The organism is Pseudoduganella buxea, assembly GCF_009720835.1.
Lineage (GTDB): Bacteria > Pseudomonadota > Gammaproteobacteria > Burkholderiales > Burkholderiaceae_D > Rugamonas > Rugamonas buxea.
Map to the genome: position 1 here is coordinate 1 of NZ_WNKZ01000001.1, position 20,508 is coordinate 20,508.

Genomic DNA, 20,508 nt, shown 5'->3' on the forward strand with positions numbered 1-20,508 from the left:
GCCGGTGCCGGTGCAGCGGCGGCCGGGGCCACCGGGGGCGTGACGGGCGCCGCGGCCGGTGCCGGTACGGCAGCCGCCTCCTTCCACAAGTTCAGCATGGCGTTGCCCGGCCCGACCTGGCGCGCGTCCGTCACGCCCAGCCGGCGCAGCGTCATCAGCGTATCCCACCAGCGCACGCCGCTGCTCAGCTGGCGCAGCAGCACCGGTTTCGGGTCCGCCGGGAACGGCTCGCCGGTGACGTTGGCCACCACCGGGATGCGCGGTGGTGCCAGCGTGACGGCGTCCAGTACGGCCGCGTACTGGCGTGCGGCATCGTGCATGTAGCGCGAATGGAAGGCGGCGCTGACCGCCAGCGGCACGACGCGCGCCGCCTTCGTTGCCCGGGCATGGGCGCCCAGCCGGTCGAGCGCGTCGAGCGCGCCGGCGACGACGGTCTGCGCCGGGGAGTTGATGTTGGCGATGTCCAGGTCGTCGGCGCAGCCCGCTTGCCGCAGCAGTTCGCGCACCGCGTCCGGCGCCAGGCCGATGACGGCGGCCATGCCGCCGCCCTGTGCCTGGCTCATCAGCCGGCTGCGCGCGACGACCAGGCGCAGGCCGGTGGCGAAGTCGAAGCAGCCCGCTACCTGCAGGGCGTTGTACTCACCCAGGCTGTGGCCGGCCAGCCAGTCCGGCACGGCGCCCGCGCGCAGGGCCCGGCACGCTTCCAGCGCATTCACCACATACAGCGCAGGCTGCGTGAACTGCGTACGCCCCAGCTGGCGATCCGGATCGTCCAGGCACAGCTGGGCGATCGAGTACCCCAGGATGGCATCGGCCTGCGCCACCATGTCGGCGAACTCGGCAAACAGCTCCTTGCCCCCCATGCCCTTGGATTGGGCCCCCTGGCCTGGAAACAGCCAGGCAGTAACGTCCTTGTGCGCCATGTGCAGCCTCGATTCAGTTGGAAGATACCTGCGCCATGGCAGCCGGTTCGTAGCGTTCCCACAAGCCGTCGAGCACGCGGCCGGGGCCGATCTGCGCGCCGTCGTGCACGCCCTGTGCACGCAGCCAGGCCATCGTCGCCACCCATTGCACCGGCTTCAGGATCTGCGCTTCGAGGATCGTGCGTACCGTGCCGGGCTCGTAGAGCCGTGCCGTGACGCTGGACACGACGGGATGGACCGGATCGTGCAGCTCGAACTGGTCCAGTTCCCGGTTGAAGCGCTGCGCCGCCTGCGCCGCATAGCTGGAGTGGAAGGCGCCCCCCACATGCAGGTGCACGGTACGCGCCAGTTCGCGTGCCTGGATCGCATCGTCGAGCAGGGTGATCTCGCGCTCCGGGCCGGACATCACGGTCTGCGTCGGCAGGTTGTAGTTGGCCACTTCCAGCGCGCCCAGGCCCAGTTCGTCGACCAGTGCCGTCAGCTGCGCGACTTCCAGGCCGATCACGGCCAGCATGGCGCCCGTGCCGGCCGTGGCCATGCACTGGGCCCGGCGGTGCACGATGCGCAGGCCCGTTTCGAAGTCGAAGGCGCCGGCGGCATACAGCGCGCTGTATTCGCCCAGGCTGTGGCCTGCCAGGTAACGTGGCCATGGCTCGCGGCGGCGGCGCTCCAGGAACATCAGGGCATTGACGACATACAAGGCCGGTTGGCAATACTCGGTGCGGCCGAGCCGGCCATCCGGGTCGCGCAGGCACAGCTCGCGCAGCGAATAGCCCAGGATCGCATCGGCCTTGGTCACCAGGCCGGGATACAGGTCGAAAACCTGCGCACCCATGCCGCGCCGTTGCGTCCCCTGGCCGGGAAAGAGCCAGCAGTTGCTCATGCTTTTCCTCCCGCGCCGCCCTGGGCTTCCCAGGGATAGCGCTGATGTTGGGCGAAGTCGGTAAGGCGCTGGCGCACTTCCGGCGCCGCCAGCAGGCTGTCGAGCTCCTGCAAGGCGTAGTTGCGCATCGGCTCGTTGATGATCCACAGGCCGTTCAGGTAACGCTTGGCCTTGCCGATCGCTTCCGGCGCCACCATGCGCAGGCGCTGCAGCAGCTGGGCCAGCGCGCGCTCGTCGGTGGAATCGACCAGGCCGGCCGCATGCGCCGCGACGGCGTCGATCGGCAGCGACGACAGCGTCAGCCGCTGGCATACCTGCACCCCGACGCGGCGGATCAGGAATGGTGCCACCACGCAGGGCAGCAGGCCCCACAGGATTTCCGGCAGGCTGAACTGGCTACGGGGCGTGGCGAACACAAAATCGCTGGCCGCGGCCAGGCCGACGCCGCCACCGCTGGCCTTGCCGTCGACGATGCTGATGACGACAACGGAACTGGTCGTCAGGCGCTGCAGCAAATCCATGAAACGGCGCCCGCCAGGGCCGCCGGTGCCGTCGCCGGCACCGCCACCTTCGGCGGCCGCGACCAGGTCCATGCCGTTGCTGAAGTAGCCGCCGGAGCCTTCGATGAGGAAGGCGCGCGCGGCGCAGTCGGCTTCGCAGGCCAGCAGCGCCGCCCACAGGCCTTCCACGATCTCGGGCGTCAGCTTGTTCTGGTTGTCGCCCGCGTTGAGCGTGGCGCGGTGCCAGCCCTGGCCCCGTTCGATGGACAGCCCCATGGTCATATCCGGCGTCATACCCAGCGGTATTCGCGGTGGAAGTTGCTGATGCCGGCGAGGACCAGCAGGCCGCTGCCCTCGTAGCGCGCGCGCAGGATGTGCGCATAAGCGCCCAGGTCCGGCCGCAGGTCCTGTACGCCCGCCATGCGCTGCAAGCTCAGGTTGCTGATCGCTTCGTACTCGTCCATGCTGAGCGGCCAGCGCTCGGCGACGTGCCGGGTCGTTTCCAGCGCACGGAATTGCCGCGCGCCGTCGGCGGTAATGACGCCGCTGTAGAACTCGGACGCGCAGCCGGAACCGTACGAGAACAGGCCGACCCGCTGCGCGCCAGCGATATCGCCATATTCCAGCAGCGAACACAGGGCAAGATACAGGGCGGCGGAATAGATATTGCCGATCGACTGGCACAGGCGGATCGACGGTTCGACGCGGCGGCCGAAATCGGCGTCGATATCACCGGGGGTCATGCCGGCCGTCTTGCGCAACAGGCGCCGGTGGGCCGATTTCACCATGCCGGCGAACGGCGTGTGCAGCACCAGATGGTCGAACGAGCGGTTCACGTCGACGCCTTCCACCACCTGGCAGTAATGGTCGTAGCTCGCTTCCAGGCAGGCCATGTACGAAAGGATCGACAGGTCGCTGTCGCCGGCCTCGAGGTCGGCGCGCGGACGCAGCGTGTCCATCACTTCGAAGCTGTGGTAGCCGTTCGCGCCGAAATCCACGGCCAGAAGGCGGGCGTCCTGGCCGACGATCATCGCCACGGCCCCGGCGCCCTGGGACGGTTCCCAGTAGGTATTGCGGGCGGCCACGCTGGAGGCATCGGCCGCGATCACGAGAGCCTTGACGGGACGCGGGCTGGCCTGGACAAACGACAGCGCCATCTGCAGGGCCGCCGTGCCGCCGTAGCAGGCATGCTTGACTTCGAAGGAGCGGCAGCGGCGCGACAGACCCAGATAATGCGCGATATAGGTGCTGATCGGCTTGCCGAAATCCAGCCCGGATTCCGTGCCGACGATCACCAGCTCGATCATGTCACGCTCGGCCTGGGATAATGCGTCGATCAGCGGCTTGGCCGCATTCACGGCATTAGTGACCGGATCTTCGATCGGGGCATTGACGGATTTACGATCCATCAGCAAATTGCCCATCCGGGAAGCTTCCAATTGACGCGCCGCGAATAACTCCGCCGCCCCAAGGGACATTCGTCCCACATAAGGACGAATCGCCTCTATCCCTAAAGCCATAGACTCTCCATAATTCTGATATTGCCGGCATCGACCCTGTTCGGGGACGCCGCTCAAAGCAGTTGAACCGATATCTCGTCGAAAAAACGACGACAATCCAGAAACACCACGATCAAAATGTATTACGAATACCCGCTACGCCAGGCCGGCGCAGTGTATGTCCACATCTACAGCTTTAGAGAAACACCGCGGACCGATCTGGTCCGCGGCGCTCTTATTCTTTTACAGCACGTCCTGTGCGCAGGCGGCGGTAGCGCCGACCACGTTGGTTGCTGCAACTGCGATACCTGCCGTTGCCAGCAGTGCGACCAGGACTACGGATGCGAGCTTTTTCATTTGAACTCCTGTTGTTTTCACTGATTACACCACCCAGACCAATTCCAGATGGCAAGAAAATATTATCAAGCATGAAATACGGCGTCAATCTCTATCGAAAATTATCATATCGATATACATAAATACAACAAGCGATAAAAATACGATGGAAAGGTGGATATGCGGAGGAAATGATGCTAGCCACGAGGTGGTAAAACGAAGGCGGGGATTTGAATGGAGAGCCGGCCCTGATAATATTATCAGGGTCCAGCGCTAATAGCGGCCGCGAATAATGATTCGCGTCCGTGCGGGGATAACCCACATAATTTTTTACCCCAATACCCGCCCGCTCCGTTCGCCTGCGGACGGCGACGGAACCAGGCCCGGGATTGGCGCCAGCGCTAGCTGTGCGTGCGGCGCGCCGCGCGCATGGCCGGCACGACACCGCCAGCGATGCCCGTCAATACACCCAATACGACGGACAGCATGACGATCTGCGCGGTCGGGTGGAAGCCGACGACGACTTGCGACCACGTATTAATATTGAGAATCGAAAGTTTCACCTCACCCATCAGCATGCATGCCGCGATGCCTGCCAGCGTGCCGGCAAGGGCGACAATCAGCGATTCGAATAAAAATGAAACGAATATTGCCCACCGGGTAAACCCCAGCTTTTTCAGCATGGCGATCTCGGGCCCCCGTCGTTCGATGGTCGATGAAATCATGATCGCCGTGCCGATAATCGCCGCCAGCGACACGAAGCCGCCGATCACGCCCCCCAGCGCCGCGATCATCTGTTTCGGCTTGGTGGCCTGCGAATCGTTGAATTCACTCTCCCGATACACGCCCAGCGGCAGTTTGCTGGCCGCCAGGGCGCGCCGCAGCGTGGCGTAGGCCTCGTTGTCCGTCGCGCTCAGCCGGGCCCGCACCGTCGAGAAGATGCCTGGCCGGCTGAACAGTTCACGCAACACCGTCAGGTCACCCCACACTTCCGATTCGAACGCCGTGCCTTCCGCTTCGAAGATCCCGACCACATGCATATCGCCGGTCTTGCCGATACGGAATCGATCACCCACGTTCAGGTTGGCGAACCGGCTCGAGGCACGGATGCCCGCCAGCACTTCCTGCGTTCCGGCCACGGGCATCCGCCCCTCGACCAGGCGGAACTCAGGCCGCAACGCGGGCCCGTTCGGCGGCATGGCGCGCAATTGCAGGCTGCCGCCGCCGGGCGCGCCCAGCTTGTCGAACAGCTTGATGATGACGAATTCCTCGACGACGCTGGCGGGAACGATGCCCGGCAGGCCTTTCAAGACGGGCAGCATGTCTTCCGTCATCATGCTCGTCATCTCGCTGCTGGCCCCCAGGCTGCGGAAGATTACCGTGTCGGCCCGGCCTGTGTGGGCCACCACCTGGTTGACGCCGGCGTGCAGCATCTGCACCAGTGTGATGACGAAGATGAAGACGGCAATGCCGAGGAAGGCAGAGATGGTCGTCGTGCGGCGGGCCAGCAGGCTTTTCAGGTTATAGACCAGTGGCACCATGTCAGTCGACTCCTCTCAAGGTATGGACAATATTGCCGCGCAGTGCCTGGAGCGTGGGCACGGTAGCAGCCGCCATGGCGATCAGGGCTGGCAGCGCGATGCCGGCCAGTGCGGCGGACGGCGGGATATTGAACGATGGGAACAGGGTGCCCATGCTCGCTTCGACATCGCCGGCGACGCCGAAATCGATCAGTGCATAGGCCACCATGACGCCGAGCAGCCCGCCCAGCGCGCCGACGATGGCCGCTTCCCACAGTGCCATCTGGACGATGGCGCCGTTGCCGAAGCCCAGCGCGCGCAGCACACCAAGCTGGAACGTGCGCTCGCGGACCGTCACGATCACGGCGTTACCCAGGATTAATGCCGCGATTGCCAGCAGGACGAGGGAAATGAAGTTGATCGCGTCGAGCGCGCTGGCGAAGTTGGCCATGAACATGCCGACCATGCTTTTCTCCGTCATCGACTGCGTTTCCACGCTGTACGGAGCGAAGTGGGCGTCGATGGCCTTGGCGATTTCCTTGCTGCGGTCGTAGTCGACCAGGCTCATCATCCAGCTGATCTGGTCCTTGCGGGGATCGCCCGCCGGCAGACCGTTGTTCAGATAGTCCCAGTGCAGCAGGAAAACATTGTCAGCGAAGGTCTTGACGTCGGAGCGGTAGATGCCGCTGATGCGGACCTTCCACGTGCCGGGGAAGTTGCGGCCCTCCAATGTCAACAGGTCGCCCACCTTGTAGTTGAGCGTTTTCGACAGTTTTTCCGAGATCAGCGCACCCTGGCGATCTGCCTTCCACTGGCGCAACTGCTCCGGGTCGACCTTGGCCTCGGGGTAGACGTCGAAATATGCATCGTCCACCGCCAGCTTGGGATAGCCCTGCAGATTTTCGGCCAGGTTGACGTCATGGGATTCGAAAAACACCGAATAGGTGGTGGCCTTGATGCCATCCATGCGCTTGAGCTCGTCGACATAGCTCTTCGGCAGCGTCAGCGCATAGGTGGTCTTGTTCCACACGGCGACCCGGTCGTCGCGCCGTTCTTCCATCGAGGCAGCCCACGCTGCCGACACGGTACGCAGTACCAGCAGGCAGATGATGACGAGCGCGACGGCCAGTACCGTCCAGAACACGCGCCGCGCCTTGTGCCGCAGGTTCTGGAACACGAGCAGGGCGATGCTCATGCAAATACCCCTTTGTCGATATAGCGTGTATGGCTTGCATGGCGGGCTGCCGCCGGATCGTGCGTGACCAGCAGGATGGTCTTGCCCGATTCCTTGTTGAGCCGGTCGAACAGGCGTAGTACTTCGTCCGCGTTTTCCCGGTCGAGACTACCGGTGGGTTCGTCGGCGACGATCAGCGCAGGGTTGTGCACGATGGCCCGGGCGATGGCGACCCGCTGCTCCTCGCCGCCGGACAGCTCGCGTGGGTAATGTCCCATCCGCTCGCGCAGGCCGACCTGGCCCAACGCGGCCTGGACCAGCGCGCCGCGCTCCTTCTTGCCGACCTTGTTCAGGATCAGCGGCAGTTCCACATTCTGGTAGGCCGTCAACACGGGGACCAGGTTGTTGGACTGGAACACGAAGCCCACATTGCGCGCGCGCCAGGACGTCAGTGCGGCGTCGCGCATGCCCGCGATGTCGATACCATTGATAAAGATCTTGCCCCGGCTCGCGCGGTCGAGGCCGGCGATAATATTCAGCAAGGTCGTCTTGCCGGAACCGGACGGGCCCATCAGCGCGACGAAGTCGCCGGCGCCCACCTCAAGCGACAGCTCGCGCAGGACGCTGACAGTGCGCAGTTCGCTCGTGTATTCCTTGGAGACGCCTTCCAACTTGATGGTCAGGGCATTGAGCACGCCCGCATCGGTCCTGCTGTTCATGCACACCTCGGCTGTATAAACGGTTCGAAAAGGTCCGCGACAGCGGGCCGGTTGGATCAGAACTGGTCCTGCGCATGCAAGCTGCTGTCGCCGTGGCTGACCCGGGGCGGGTGCGGCCATTCACGGCGCGATACATTGACGGCGCGGTCGGCGGGCAAGCCGAGCGCCATTGCCTCGACGTGCTCTGCCGTCGCGTGCTGCACCAGCCACCAGGCAGGTCCCACGCCGGCCGGGCGGGAAACCAGGCGCGGCACGGGCCCGGCCTCGAAGGCCAGCTGGGCGAAGGGCAGATACAGGCCCAAGCCGACCGCCTTGGCGACGGCCTCCTTCAGGGTCCACAAGCGCATCAACCGATGCGCCTGCTGCGCCGATGGGGCGGACCGCACCCAATGCTGCTCTGTCACTGCGAGACACTCCTGCTGCAACAACGCTGTCTGCGCCCGCCCGCCCACCGCCTCGACGTCGATGCCGCAGTCCAGGCCGGTACTGACGACGCAATTGACGCGCGTGGCACAGTGAGAAATATTGAAGCGCAGGGCCGAGCCGAGCCGGTGATCCAGTTCAGGCCGGCCGTGCGCCCCGCTGACAAAGAACCAGTCAGCCGGCCCGTGCCCCGGGTCGTACGCACTCAGTGCATGGCGCAGCAGGCCGTGTGCGGCCAGATAGGCGCGCCGGTCCCGGGCAAAAACGAAGCGCTCCGCCCGCTCAAATTCCGCATTGCTGCAAACCTGGGCCAGTGCCGTGAATGTCGCCGGCTCCAGCGCGGCCAGGCCGACGCTCCACCAGAATACCCTGGGCACTTCGGGCATCAGGCCCTCCGCCACTCCAGCGTCAGGGTGGATTTCATCGGATCGGTGGCGTCGGCCGCGATCGTGCCGTTGCCGGAGGCGCCGGCGAAGGTCCCGGTAGGGCTGTCGGCAACGACCTGCACGGCGATCTCGGCACTGCCATTGTCGAACAGGCCTTCGTGACGCAGGACCACCGTGCCGCTCTGGCCGCCATACGACGCGTCGATGTGTTCATAGCCGACGAACGCGGCCTTGGAAGGGGTCAGGTAGAACATCGCGTACTCCACCGTCGAGCTGCCGGCCAGGGGGGCGGCATAGTCGTAGGTCACCACCGCGGTGGTCATCTTGCGGCCGCTGCCGTCCTCCTGCACCGTTGTTTCGTCCCAACTCTTCATCGTTCGCACAGCTTCGAGCAACTCAGCCATAAAAAACCTTTCGAGAAATCTTTATTGATTTAACGCATCAAACGCATGCCGCGTCAAAATGACAGGGAGCAACAATCCGAATTATTCTATCAGCAACTATCAAGTTGGCTACCTGTCATTTCTATTTGTTGTTTTTTTGAATACAGCTTGCCACGGCTGCCGATTTGTCCTCATTATGTGCGGTTGTGCGGGCGTGAATGCGCTCGAGTATGTGAGGTAAGTGCTTTATTTGGTGGAGGCACCGCCATTTGCGAAAACGGGCCGCCGCCAACGCTGTCGCCTCTCCATTTTGGGGGAGGCCCAAAAATCCTTGACTTTTCGATATTCGAAAAAGTACTATCGTCACGTTTCTTTTGTGTAGCAGCGCCTTACTGAATACCCGGCATCCGGGTAATGCGGATGTAATAATGCGAGAAGGATCGATGATGCGGGAGGAGCGATAATGCGCTATGCATGCATGCTGCGCGGAGTCAATGTCAGCGGGCAGCGCAAGCTGACGATGAAGGAGCTGGTCGCCTTCTGCACGCAAATTGGTTTTTCCAACGCCGAGAGTTATCTCCAGAGTGGGAATATCATCCTCGATTCGGATTTATCGGCGCACGAAGTGGAATCCAGGCTGGAACAGGGTATCTGCAGTCAATTCGGTTATGACGACGTGGATGTGCTGGCGTTGAATGCCCAGGAACTGGGCGCCGTCATTTCCAGCTTGCCGGCCGGATGGCAGGATTACGACACCTCGAAACTGCATTTCACTTTCGTGAAACGCGCGGCCGCTGCGCGATCGAAACCCGCAGGCAAGGATAATGATTTCGCCCCGGATGAATATATGCTGGGCCGCGATGTCGCTTACGTGCATTGCCCGAACGGTTATGGCCGAACCAAGCTCAATAACAGCTTCTTTGAACGGTTGTTGAACGCTCGTGCCACGACCCGCAACTGGAACACCACGCAAAAGCTGTACGAACTTGCCAGCGGCTAGCCGCGTTCCACCCAACCACCCGAGTTTCCCGATTTGCCGCTGCCCCGCTGGCGACGCCCCTCTATCGCCCGGATTTTTCCCGTGATTTAAGGATATCGCATGAATAAAGCACTGCAAGCCGAACTGCAAGGCGCCAACTGGTCGTTTGCCCCACCCGCGCTGGCCCAACTGGCCGACCCTGCCAACGTACTGCACTCGCTGAACGCGGGGATGCTGATCCATCGCGTCGCGCAGGTGAACTACGATTACATGGCCGAAGCGCGCAGCTTCTCGCTGGACCTGCAGGGCTACATGAACGCCAAGCTCAATCCGGATGCGACCGTGTTGGTGTACGAAGAGATCCTCGGCAACCAGGGCCGCATGCACTGGCTGCTGCACATGAAGCACCCCAGCGACTATGGGCGCCTGCTCCACCTGGTCGACCACGACAAGGCGTTCCAGGACATCTACCAGGGTGACCGCCTGCCGCAACGGGGCGGCGGCAACTGGGAGCGCATCTTCCTGCAGGGCAGCTTCCGCGAAAAGGTCATGGTGCCGCAGCATGGCCTGGCCCGCGAAGCGCTCGACGAAATTCCGCCCGGTCATTTCCTGCCGCCGGCCCGACACCAGATTTCGGACGCCAACGTGCCCTTCCTGGATTCGGCCAACGCCGGCGCGATCGTGCTGCGCAGCTTCCAGGCACGCTACGAATCGCGCGACCTGGCCCGGTACTTCCTGAACGAGTGGCAAAGCCATGTCAACCAGCGCCTGCCGGGCGCCGTCACCAGCGCGCAGTTCGAGGAAATGTGGGGCCGGCAGGACCAGCTGCACCTGCTGATCCATCTGCGCAACCTGGACAGCTACGCCGCCCTGCGCCAGCTGGAATTGACCGATACCGGGCTGCACGCCCTGATGCAAAAGCCGCGCGTCAACCTGGCCGGCCAGGACCTTGCCTGGGGCGGCCTGTTCGAAACGGGCTCCGTGCACGACACCGTGCTGCTGCCGGTCGCACCAAAAACCCCAACCCCATCACTTTCACAGCAGGAGCAGGCATGAGTACGGTAATCAACAGCGCGTTCACGATCACGGCATGGGATGAGCAGGAAAACGGCGACTGGGAAGGCGGCAAGCTGACGCGCACCCTGGCGACGAAGGACTTCAAGGGCGAACTGGTCGGCACTGCCGTGCTGGAAGCGGTGATGCTGCGCCTGGACGGCGACAAGGGCGTCATGTCGTACGTCGGCGTGGAACGCATCTCGGCCCAGATCGGCGAGCGCAAAGGCACGTTCATCATGACGCACAACGCCCAGGCCGCGGGCCAGGAGCGCAAGGCCGACTGGAAGGTACTGCCCGGTTCCGGCACCGGCGACCTGGCCGGCATCTCGGGCCACGGCGTGATCACGCCGGACCACAACTTCATCCTCACCTGCGAATTCGCCGCTTAAGTCATGGGCCCGCTCGATCCGATTCGCCGGCTTTACCGCAGCATGCGCGCCGGTCCTGCCGCCGCGCCGGACGTGTCAGCCCGCCAGGCGGCCATCGCCGTGGCGGCAGTGGAAGCACCCGCCGGCCCGGCCCCGGCAGCCGCGCCAGCCGGCTTGACCGTACCGCGGCTGCTTGACGCGCGCGCTGCCGCGATGCCGGACCACACACCGCTGGCCGTGCTGACCGAACCTGGACTGAGCTATGCGGACTGGCTGGCGAAATCGAGTGCGGCCGCCGCCGGACTTGCCGCCGCCGGTTGCGGCACCGGCACGCGCGTCGCGCTGCTGTATGACGGCCTCGACTGGCTCGACTACGCCATCGCCTACATGGCGGTGCTGCGCTGTGGCGCCACCGTGCTGCACATGAATGCGCACATGGCGGATGCGGAAATCCTGCGCCGCCTGGCCGAGTGCGAGTGCAGCTGGATCGTCCATTCGGCGTTCGTGGCCGCACCGGCCGGTTTCGCCGGCCGCGTGTCGACCGTGGCCGACTTGGCGGCTCGCGCAACGGGGAACTTTGTCGCACCCGCCATCGCGGCGGACGCGATCGCCGAAATCCGCTACACGTCGGGCACGACGGGGTCGGCCAAAGGCTACCTCGTGTCACACGCCAACCTGACCTACGGCCGCACGCTCGACACGATGCAGGAACTGGCACGCGCCTCGCGCATGCTGGTGCCGATGACCCTGGGCAGTTCCACCAGCGCGACGATCCTGACGATTGCGGCGACTTCGGCCGTGCAAATGGTGCTGTGCTCGCCATTGGACATCGAACGCATGGGCGAGCTGATCGAAAGCGAAAAGATCAGCGCGTTCATGCTGACGCCCCACATTGCCGGCGACGTTATCGAGAGCCGCCTGCATGAGCGCTATGACCTGTCGTCGGTCCGCCTGGTGGCATCGGCCTCATCCCTGTTGAGCCCACCGGTGGCCGAGGCGCTGCTGGCGATGATGCCGGGTGCGACCTTGCAGATTGCCTGCGCCCAGTCGGAAGCCAGCCCGGCACTGCTGACCCACACCTTCGACCCGGCCCGGCCGTTTTGCGTGGGCAAGCCAAGTCCGGCCACGGAAGCATGCATCGTCGGTGCGGACAATGCCGAACTGCCGCGCGGCCAGATCGGCGAACTGTGGCTGCGTACCCCGGCGCCGAAGCGCCTCTTCCTGGCCGCGCCTGCCGTCAATGCCCAGCTGCTGGAGGACGGCTGGTACCGTACCGGCGACCTGGCGCGAATGAACGAGGACGGCTCCGTGGAGTTCTTCGACCGCCGCGTCGACGCGCTGACGCGGGACGGCCACCTGATTTCGTCCATCCACATGGAATCGTCGTTCCGCCGCCAGCCCGGCGTGCGCGACGCAGCCATCGTGGCCGTGCCGGGCCGCGACGGTGCCGGCCGCATCGTCGCCTTCGTCGTGCTGCGCGATCCCAACGGCTTGCCGGCCCTGCGCGACAGCCTGCGCGAGGCACTGCCGCCGCAGCATTATCCCGACGCGTTTATCGCCGTGTCGGCACTACCCCGTACGCAGAATGGCAAGGTCCTGAAACGGCAGTTGCGCCTGCATTCGGGGATTCGCTGACACTCTTTCGAACAATCAACCTCACCGAGCCATGACATCCGAGACTTATGACCTGATCGTGGTGGGCGCGCGCGTGGCCGGGTCGTCGGCCGCGCTGCTGGCCGCGCGCGCCGGACTGAAGGTATTGCTGGTCGACCGGGCCGCCTTTCCGTCCGACACCCTGTCGACGAACTACATTCACCAGCCGGGCTGCGCGCGGCTGGCGCGCTGGGGTGTGCTCGATCGTGTCATTGCCTCGGGAGCGCCCGCGATCGCGCGAACCCGCTTCCAGGCCGAAGACATCGTCGTATGCGGCGGCATCAGCCCGGACTACGTCCAGCGCGAGGCCTACGCGCCGCGCCGTTTCGTGCTCGATCCGATCCTGCTGGAGGCCGCGCGCGAAGCAGGCGCCGAAGTACGGCAGAATTGCACCGTCCTGCAACTGATCGAACAGGACGGGCGGTGCAAGGGCGTGGTGCTGCGCGATCGCGACGGCGCCACGCGCGAGGAGCGGGCCAGGCTCGTGGTCGGTGCCGATGGGATGCGTTCCACCGTCGCCCGCCTGGCCGGCGCGGAAATCACCGTCGAACATCCCACGCTGACGTGTGCCTACTACAGCTTCTGGGAAGGCATGGCGCCCGACTACGAGCTCTACGAAGGCGACGACCTGTGGGTCGGTGCCGTGCCGACCAATGACGCCGTCCTTGTCGCGACCTATTTCCGGCAGGAGGAATTTGCCCGCATCCGCGCCGGGGCGATGGACGCCCACCTGCTGGCGGTGCAAACCTGCGCGCCCGCGCTGGCCGCCCGCATGCGCTCTTGCCGGCAGGCAGGGAAATTGTGGGGTACGGGCGAGCAGCGCAACTTCTTCCGCCGCGCCAGCGGACCGGGCTGGGCACTGATCGGCGACGCGGGCCATCACAAGGATTCCATCAGCGCGCGCGGCATCACCGATGCCCTGATCCAGGCCGAACTGCTGGTCGCCAAGATCGGCCGGCACATCGATTCGGACCAGGCACTGGACGCGGCGCTTGCCGGATTCGGCGCCGACCGCGACAGCCTGATGATGCCCGGCTACCTGGCCACGCTGGCCGTGGCCACGTCGTCCACGAAAGCGGGACGGCTGAACCTGCTGCGACAGGTGGCGCGCACACCGCAGGCGACCCATCTTTACTTCGATGTCGTGGCCGGCATCCGCGCCGGGACCGACCTGCAGGCCCTGCTGCAACGCGAACTGGCCCGCGCCGCCTGAGCCCCAGGCCGTGGCGCCACGGCGCCATGGCCGCGGCAGCCCCCGTGCCGTGCCACCCGACCGACCCGAATACTGGTATTATGTACAGTATTCGCGGGTCATGCCCTGTCTTGCCGAAATGCGCCGACGATGCCTTGAAATTGCGGCAGTTGGCATCAGTTGGAGGGATCGGGCGGCCGCCATGGGTCATGGCGGCACCACTTGTCGGAATCGAAACGCCGCCGTTCACGCACTGTATCCGACAGCATCGTTGTCCGAACCCCGCTATAGTTGCAGTCCGGCCGGCCCCGCCATCGTGGCATTGCTGGTTTTCTGGCTGACCCTCAGGATTACTCAAGGCACACATACATGGAAGAAATCCGCATCCGCGGCGCGCGTACGCATAATCTGAAGAACATCAATCTCGATCTGCCGCGCAACAAGCTCATCGTCATCACGGGCCTGTCCGGCTCGGGCAAGTCCTCGCTGGCGTTCGACACGCTGTACGCGGAAGGCCAGCGCCGCTATGTCGAGTCGCTGTCGGCTTACGCGCGCCAGTTCCTGCAGCTGATGGAAAAGCCGGATGTGGACCTGATCGAAGGTCTGTCCCCGGCCATTTCGATCGAGCAGAAGGCAACGTCGCACAATCCCCGCTCGACCGTCGGCACCGTCACCGAAATCCACGATTACCTGCGCCTGCTGTATGCCCGCGTCGGCACGCCGTATTGCATCAACCACCCGGACCATGCGCTGTCGGCGCAGTCCGTGTCGCAGATGGTCGATGCCGTGCTGGCCATGCCCGAAGGCACCAAGCTGATGATCATGGCGCCCGTCGTGGCCAACCGCAAGGGCGAGCACGTCGACCTGTTCGAAGGCATGCAGGCCCAGGGCTTCGTGCGCTTTCGCGTGCAGAGCGGCACGCACGACGCCAGGATCTACGAAGTGGACGACCTGCCGAAGCTGAAGAAGACGGAAAAGCACACGATCGACGTCGTCATCGACCGCATCAAGGTCACTCCCGACCTGAAGCAGCGCCTGGCCGAAAGCTTCGAGACGGCGCTGCGGCTGGCCGACGGCCGCGCCGTGGCCTATGAGATGGACACCGGTGTCGAGCACGTGTACTCGAACAAGTTCGCCTGCACGTCCTGCGGCTATTCGCTGCAGGAGCTGGAGCCGCGGCTGTTCTCGTTCAACAACCCGATGGGCGCCTGCCCCGAATGCGATGGCCTGGGCCATATCGAGTTCTTCGATCCGAAGCGCATCGTCGCCTTCCCCAACCTGTCGCTGGCCTCCGGTGCCGTGAAGGGCTGGGACCGGCGCAACCAGTTCTACTACCAGATGCTGTCCAGCCTGGCGAGCCATTACGAGTTCGACCTGGACAAGCCGTTCGACCAGCTGTCGGCCTCGGCGCAGAACGTGGTGCTGCACGGCTCGGGCAAGAACAGCGTGCCGTTCACCTATGTCAACGAGCGCGGTCGCACCATCGTCAAGGAGCACACCTTCGAAGGCGTCGTGAACAACCTGGCGCGGCGCTACCGGGAAACCGACTCGATGGCGGTGAAGGAAGAGCTGGCGAAGTTCATCAACGAGAAGAAGTGCCCCACCTGCGCAGGCGCGCGCCTGCGCGTGGAAGCGCGCCACGTCAAGGTCGGCACGGGCAAGCAGGAAAAGGCCATCTACGAGATCGCCGAGAAGCCCCTGCGCGATACGCTGTCCTTCTTCGAGCAGCTGAAACTGAAGGGCGCCAAGCGCGACATCGCCGACCGCATCGTCAAGGAAATCGTGTCGCGCCTGACCTTCCTGAACAACGTCGGCCTCGATTACCTGTCGCTGGACCGCTCCGCCGACACGCTTTCCGGTGGCGAGGCGCAGCGTATCCGCCTGGCCTCGCAGATCGGTTCCGGCCTGACGGGCGTCATGTACGTGCTGGACGAGCCGTCGATCGGCCTGCACCAGCGCGACAACGACCGCCTGATCGACACCTTGAAACACCTGCGCGACATCGGCAACAGCGTGCTGGTGGTGGAGCACGATGAAGACGCGATCCGCACCGCCGACTACATCGTCGACATGGGCAAGGGCGCCGGCGTGCACGGCGGCGACGTCATCGCGGCCGGTTCGCTGAAGGACATCCTGAAGAACAAGGAATCGCTGACGGCCCAGTACCTGAACGGCTCCTTGAAGATCGAGGTGCCGAAGAAGCGCCACCAGGCCGACCCGAACCGCCAGCTGGTGATCACGGGCGCCACCGGCAACAACCTGAAGAACCAGACCCTGACGGTGCCCGTCGGCCTGCTGACGTGCGTGACGGGCGTTTCCGGTTCCGGCAAGTCGACCCTGGTCAACGACACCTTGTACCCTGCCCTGTCGCGCCACCTGTACGGCTCGCAGACGGAACCGGCGCCGCACGACGCCATCAGCGGCCTGGAACACTTCGACAAGGTCATCGCCGTCGACCAGGCGCCGATCGGGCGCACGCCGCGCTCGAACCCGGCCACCTACACGGGCGTGTTCACGCCCATCCGCGACCTGTTCTCGACGGTGCCGACGGCGAAGGAACGGGGCTACAGCGCCGGACGCTTCTCGTTCAACGTCAAGGGCGGCCGCTGCGAAGCCTGCCAGGGCGACGGCGTACTGAAGGTGGAAATGCACTTCCTGCCGGACGTGTACGTGCCGTGCGACGTCTGCCACGGCAAGCGCTACAACCGCGAAACCCTGGAAGTGCACTACAAGGGCAAGAGCATCACGGAAGTGCTGAACATGACGGTGGAAGACGCCCACGAGTTCTTCAAGCCCGTGCCGACGATTGCGCGCAAGCTGCAGACCTTGCTGGACGTGGGCCTGGGCTACATCAAGCTGGGCCAGAGCGCCACTACCCTGTCCGGCGGCGAAGCGCAGCGCGTCAAGCTGTCGCTGGAACTGTCCAAGCGCGACACGGGCCGCACCCTGTATATCCTGGATGAGCCCACCACCGGCCTGCACTTCCACGATATCGACCTGCTGCTGAAGGTGATCCACCGCCTGCGCGACCAGGGCAACACGCTCGTCATCATCGAGCACAACCTGGACGTCATCAAGACGGCCGACTGGCTGGTCGACCTGGGTCCCGAAGGGGGCGCCGGCGGCGGCCGCATCATCGCCACCGGCACGCCGGAGGACGTGGCGAAGAACCCGGAAAGCGTCACCGGCAAGTACCTGGTGCCGCTGCTGGCGCCGCCTTCGAAGAAGAAGCAGGCCGCCGCGTAAGACCCCTCACGGCAGCAGGCCAATCGATGCCGGCATGGGAATGTCGGCATCGCTTACATGGGCCGCGCCGGCCCGCGTCGATGTCCCCGCCCGGCTGGTTCCAGCCCCTTCAAGCTCCTCGGTACGGTTATTGCAGAACCGGTTCCATGATGGCCACTCCGGTCATCGCGGAACGAGGAGGTTCGAATGAAAACACTGTTATGGCGATCGCTGCTGCTGATCGTCACCTTTCTGTGTGTACATGCGCAGGCATCGCCGATTCTTTACCTGCAACCGGAGCGGCAGACAGCGCAACCGGGCGCGCCGGTCGTCATGGGCCTGTGGATTCGCGATCTCGATTTTCCTGCCGACACGGTGGGCGCCTTCGATGTCGAACTGAATTACGACGACGATTTCCTGCGGCTGGCATCGGTGCGCTTCGGTCCTGCCCTGGGCGCGCCGTCCGAAAGGATCGAGCAGATCACCGTCGGTGTGCCTGGCGACGACCCCGCCAGCGTGCGCATGGTCGTCGTCTCGCTGCTGGAAGCGTCCCCCGACGACTGCTATTTTTGCCAACCCGGCCCTTACCTGGTGGATCTGCAGTCCGACATGTTCCAGCTGGCCACCCTGACCTTCGATTGGATTCACGCCGGTCCCGGCACGACCACCGTCGACTTCTCCTATGCCCTGCTGGCGGATGGCTACGGCGAAATACTGCCGGTGGCCGCCCTGATCCCCGCCCAGGTCGGCATCCCGGAGCCGGGCACGGCCATGCTGGTCGGGATGGGTTTGCTGGCAATGTTGTGCGGCCGCCGGCCTGGCGCCGGGACGCCGGTACGCCGGCGCCTGCCGGCACTGTGGGCCGTCGTGCTGTTGACTGTGGCGGGAACGGCCGGGGCCCAGCCGGTGCGGCCCGGCACCCACCAGCCTTTCCTGCTGGTGGCCACGAACACGCCGACGCTGGACGCCTATTTCATTCGCGGCGACGGTGCATATGACCGCGTCGCCGTCGGCGGCACGCCCAATGGCGCCAGGCTCGCCGAAATGGCGATCGCCGATTTCGATGGCGACGGCACGCTCGATTTCGTGGCCGCCAGCAACGAGAATCCTGCCCGGCTCTACCTCTTCCGCAGGACGGGTGCCCACAGCTTTACCCAGCCGATCCTGATCGGCAGCCTGGAGTATGACGAGAAAGCGGCGTATCAGATCCGGCGCCGCCGTCCGGAACTGGCGCCGGACTACGGCATGGGCCTGATGGCAGGGGACGTGGACGCCGATGACGACATCGATATCGTCGAGACCGTCAATGACAACCTCGGCAGCGCCACCCCCGGGATTGGCCACGGCAATGTATGGCTCAACGACGGCAGCGGCACCTTCACCCGAAAAGCGGGTGCTTTCGAATTTCCGTCCTTCGGCTACGCCCTCGGTATCAGCACGACGCTTGCCCACCTCGATGGCGACCGCTATCCGGACCTGCTCGTCAGCGAAGGGGATGGTGAAAGAACCTCGGATCTGTACGTACTACGTGGCAGTGCGTCGGGAACGTTCGGTGCGCCGGTCCGCCTGCTGGGCTTGCCCCACGCCGCCACCTTCCTCAGCGTCGGCAATATCGACGACGGCGGCGCGGATATCCTGGAAGGCATGGACGACGATGGCGATCCCGGCCAGATCTACGGCTTGCTGCGTTCCCGGGACGGCAGCCTCGATCCCACGCCTGTCGACATCGTTGACACGAGCCAGGTGGAAAGCGGCAACGACATGCCCGGCAGCGGCAGGTTCCAGCTCTACGATGTCAATGGCGACGGCGTGCTCGACATCGTCGCCGCCCCGGCGCTGGCCGGCCCCGTCGCCGACACCCTTGCCAGGGCAAGGCTCGAGTACTACCAGGGCCTGGGCGACGGCCGCTTCGGGCCGGCGCAGGTGATCGCGCCGGAAATACTCGTCAATACCGGCTTTACGGCGCCGGTGCAGCCGCTGGACCCGCCCTGGCCACGCTTCATGCTGGCGGCCAAGGGGCAACCGACGCTGGACGCCTATTTCACGCTCGACGGCACCCGGCTTGCCGCGCCCGTCGCGGTAGGCGAATCGCCCGCCGGCGCCGTGCTGGCCGAAACCGCGGTAGCCGATTTCGATGGCGACGGGCAGCTCGATTTCGTCGCCGCGGCCAATGAGCCGAACGGCGAGGTGTACCTGTATCGCAGGACGGGGCCGCTAACCTTTGCCGAACCGGTCCGTATCGGTGCCCTGGCGGACGATCCGAAAGTGAACTACCAGTTCGCCAGGGGGCGCCCCGACCTCGCGCCCGACTACGGCCTGGGCCTGATTCCCGTCGACCTGGACGACGATGGCGACGTCGATCTGCTGGAAGGGGTCAACCGCGACTTCGGCGAAAACCTCTACTGGATCGCCGGCGGCAATGCCTGGCTGAACGACGGCGCTGGCAACTTCACCGTCACGCAGGACACCTTCGACTTTTCATCGCTTTCCACCGGCTGGACGCTGGCCATGAGTGCCACCTTGGGCGACCTGAACGGAGACGGCAAGCCCGATATGCTCGTCAGCGAACAGTCCAGCGGCGGCGACGTGCGATCGCGCGTGTATGCATTGATGGGCGGTGGGGACGGCACCTTCGCTGCGCCCTCGCTCGTATTCACCACGCCGCATCCGGCCACGTTCATCAGCATGGGCGATGTCAACAATAACGGCACCACCGATGCGCTGGTCGGCATGGATGACGACGGCGACCCGGGACAGGTCTACGTTTACATCGGCTTCGGCGATGGCACTTTCTACGAGGAAGCGCAGGCGGCGTTCGATACCGCGCCGGCGACCGAAGGGGGCAGCGACGAAGCGGGCGGCGGCAAGTTCCAGCTGGTCGACCTGACCGGCGACGGCGTACTGGACGTGGTGGCAAGTCCCGCCCTCGAAGGGCCCGTCGACGACGTGCTGCCGCCGGCCTGGCTCCGGGTGTACCGCGGGCGCGGCAATGGCCGTTACGACCTGCTGACCCAGGCGCCCGGCACCATGCTGGTCAATACGGGCTTCTCGGCGCCGTATGCCCGTCCGGCACCGGGCTTCCTGCGTTTCGACTTGAATGGCGACGGCAATACCGACCTGCGCGACATGGCGTATCTGACGGGGCCGCGGCAGCCGGCGATACGCCCGTACGATCCGCTGGAAATGAACCACGACGGCTTCATCGACGTGGCCGATGCACGCCTGCTGGTACTGCGCTGCACGGCCCCGCGCTGCATCCGCTTGCCGCGGGATTGAGCACCAGTTCGGG

16 protein-coding genes are annotated in these 20,508 nt (G+C 64.8%); 7 read left to right on the forward strand and 9 right to left on the reverse strand.

What is annotated here, in order from left to right; all coding sequences use genetic code 11:
* From fabD (GM672_RS00005) to GM672_RS00045, 9 genes are all read right to left on the reverse strand, one after another.
* The coding region (gene fabD / locus GM672_RS00005) for an ACP S-malonyltransferase (protein ID WP_155468477.1) at positions 1–923 on the reverse strand (923 nt) is incomplete at its 3' end.
* Positions 924–936: 13 nt separating this feature from the next.
* Positions 937–1,806: an ACP S-malonyltransferase gene (fabD, locus tag GM672_RS00010; RefSeq protein WP_155468478.1), complete on the reverse strand. Its 870-nt coding sequence runs from the start codon at positions 1,804–1,806 to the stop codon at positions 937–939.
* On the reverse strand, positions 1,803–2,582 hold the full coding sequence (locus tag GM672_RS00015; protein ID WP_170299871.1) for an enoyl-CoA hydratase-related protein: 780 nt from the start codon (positions 2,580–2,582) through the stop codon (positions 1,803–1,805). Before GM672_RS00015 ends, fabD (GM672_RS00010) begins: the two co-directional genes overlap by 4 nt.
* 14 nt (positions 2,583–2,596) lie before the next feature.
* Entirely contained in the window at positions 2,597–3,715 is a 1,119-nt protein-coding gene (locus tag GM672_RS00020; RefSeq protein WP_211517320.1) for a hydroxymethylglutaryl-CoA synthase family protein, read from the reverse strand.
* A gap of 827 nt (positions 3,716–4,542) precedes the next feature.
* A complete protein-coding gene (locus GM672_RS00025) occupies positions 4,543–5,682 on the reverse strand; it encodes an ABC transporter permease (RefSeq protein WP_155468480.1) in 1,140 nt (379 codons plus the stop codon).
* Position 5,683: 1 nt separating this feature from the next.
* The gene (locus GM672_RS00030; RefSeq protein ID WP_155468481.1) at positions 5,684–6,856 is read right to left on the reverse strand and encodes an ABC transporter permease; all 1,173 of its coding nucleotides are present in this window, start codon (positions 6,854–6,856) and stop codon (positions 5,684–5,686) included.
* A complete protein-coding gene (locus tag GM672_RS00035; protein ID WP_155468482.1) occupies positions 6,853–7,554 on the reverse strand; it encodes an ABC transporter ATP-binding protein in 702 nt (233 codons plus the stop codon). Before GM672_RS00035 ends, GM672_RS00030 begins: the two co-directional genes overlap by 4 nt.
* A 56-nt stretch (positions 7,555–7,610) precedes the next feature.
* Complete coding sequence (locus GM672_RS00040; protein ID WP_155468483.1) at positions 7,611–8,363, reverse strand: 4'-phosphopantetheinyl transferase family protein; 753 nt, start codon at positions 8,361–8,363, stop codon at positions 7,611–7,613.
* Entirely contained in the window at positions 8,363–8,737 is a 375-nt protein-coding gene (locus tag GM672_RS00045) for a DUF3224 domain-containing protein (RefSeq protein ID WP_170299872.1), read from the reverse strand. The genes GM672_RS00040 and GM672_RS00045 overlap by 1 nt, the downstream gene beginning before the upstream one ends.
* A 472-nt stretch (positions 8,738–9,209) precedes the next feature.
* Here GM672_RS00045 and GM672_RS00050 point away from each other — a divergent pair, with 472 nt between their 5' ends.
* The 7 genes from GM672_RS00050 to GM672_RS00080 all read left to right on the forward strand — a co-directional run bounded on the left by GM672_RS00050 (position 9,210) and on the right by GM672_RS00080 (position 20,495).
* Complete coding sequence (locus GM672_RS00050; protein ID WP_229417481.1) at positions 9,210–9,746, forward strand: DUF1697 domain-containing protein; 537 nt, start codon at positions 9,210–9,212, stop codon at positions 9,744–9,746.
* Between the two features lie 99 nt (positions 9,747–9,845).
* On the forward strand, positions 9,846–10,781 hold the full coding sequence (locus GM672_RS00055; RefSeq protein ID WP_155468485.1) for a DUF6039 family protein: 936 nt from the start codon (positions 9,846–9,848) through the stop codon (positions 10,779–10,781).
* Positions 10,778–11,170: a DUF3224 domain-containing protein gene (locus tag GM672_RS00060; RefSeq protein ID WP_155468486.1), complete on the forward strand. Its 393-nt coding sequence runs from the start codon at positions 10,778–10,780 to the stop codon at positions 11,168–11,170. Before GM672_RS00055 ends, GM672_RS00060 begins: the two co-directional genes overlap by 4 nt.
* 42 nt (positions 11,171–11,212) lie before the next feature.
* Complete coding sequence (locus GM672_RS00065) at positions 11,213–12,784, forward strand: class I adenylate-forming enzyme family protein (protein ID WP_170299873.1); 1,572 nt, start codon at positions 11,213–11,215, stop codon at positions 12,782–12,784.
* Between the two features lie 31 nt (positions 12,785–12,815).
* On the forward strand, positions 12,816–14,015 hold the full coding sequence (locus tag GM672_RS00070; RefSeq protein ID WP_155468488.1) for an NAD(P)/FAD-dependent oxidoreductase: 1,200 nt from the start codon (positions 12,816–12,818) through the stop codon (positions 14,013–14,015).
* Between the two features lie 348 nt (positions 14,016–14,363).
* Positions 14,364–17,240 (forward strand): excinuclease ABC subunit UvrA, encoded by a 2,877-nt coding sequence (gene uvrA, locus GM672_RS00075; protein WP_155468489.1) that lies wholly within the window; start codon positions 14,364–14,366, stop codon positions 17,238–17,240.
* Positions 17,241–17,426: 186 nt separating this feature from the next.
* On the forward strand, positions 17,427–20,495 hold the full coding sequence (locus GM672_RS00080) for an FG-GAP repeat domain-containing protein (protein ID WP_155468490.1): 3,069 nt from the start codon (positions 17,427–17,429) through the stop codon (positions 20,493–20,495).
* Positions 20,496–20,508: the final 13 nt, after the last annotated feature.

What these genes read in the sequence shown, in the direction of transcription:
- fabD (WP_155468478.1), bottom strand. Translation starts at nt 1,806, where the DNA reads ATGAGCAACTGCTGGCTCTTTCCCGGCCAGGGGACGCAACGGCGCGGC.
- GM672_RS00015 (WP_170299871.1), bottom strand. Translation starts at nt 2,582, where the DNA reads ATGGGGCTGTCCATCGAACGGGGCCAGGGCTGGCACCGCGCCACGCTC.
- GM672_RS00020 (WP_211517320.1), bottom strand. Translation starts at nt 3,715, where the DNA reads ATGGATCGTAAATCCGTCAATGCCCCGATCGAAGATCCGGTCACTAAT.
- GM672_RS00025 (WP_155468480.1), bottom strand. Translation starts at nt 5,682, where the DNA reads ATGGTGCCACTGGTCTATAACCTGAAAAGCCTGCTGGCCCGCCGCACG.
- GM672_RS00030 (WP_155468481.1), bottom strand. Translation starts at nt 6,856, where the DNA reads ATGAGCATCGCCCTGCTCGTGTTCCAGAACCTGCGGCACAAGGCGCGG.
- GM672_RS00035 (WP_155468482.1), bottom strand. Translation starts at nt 7,554, where the DNA reads ATGAACAGCAGGACCGATGCGGGCGTGCTCAATGCCCTGACCATCAAG.
- GM672_RS00040 (WP_155468483.1), bottom strand. Translation starts at nt 8,363, where the DNA reads ATGCCCGAAGTGCCCAGGGTATTCTGGTGGAGCGTCGGCCTGGCCGCG.
- GM672_RS00045 (WP_170299872.1), bottom strand. Translation starts at nt 8,737, where the DNA reads ATGAAGAGTTGGGACGAAACAACGGTGCAGGAGGACGGCAGCGGCCGC.
- GM672_RS00050 (WP_229417481.1), top strand. Translation starts at nt 9,210, where the DNA reads ATGCGCTATGCATGCATGCTGCGCGGAGTCAATGTCAGCGGGCAGCGC.
- GM672_RS00055 (WP_155468485.1), top strand. Translation starts at nt 9,846, where the DNA reads ATGAATAAAGCACTGCAAGCCGAACTGCAAGGCGCCAACTGGTCGTTT.
- GM672_RS00060 (WP_155468486.1), top strand. Translation starts at nt 10,778, where the DNA reads ATGAGTACGGTAATCAACAGCGCGTTCACGATCACGGCATGGGATGAG.
- GM672_RS00065 (WP_170299873.1), top strand. Translation starts at nt 11,213, where the DNA reads ATGCGCGCCGGTCCTGCCGCCGCGCCGGACGTGTCAGCCCGCCAGGCG.
- GM672_RS00070 (WP_155468488.1), top strand. Translation starts at nt 12,816, where the DNA reads ATGACATCCGAGACTTATGACCTGATCGTGGTGGGCGCGCGCGTGGCC.
- uvrA (WP_155468489.1), top strand. Translation starts at nt 14,364, where the DNA reads ATGGAAGAAATCCGCATCCGCGGCGCGCGTACGCATAATCTGAAGAAC.
- GM672_RS00080 (WP_155468490.1), top strand. Translation starts at nt 17,427, where the DNA reads ATGAAAACACTGTTATGGCGATCGCTGCTGCTGATCGTCACCTTTCTG.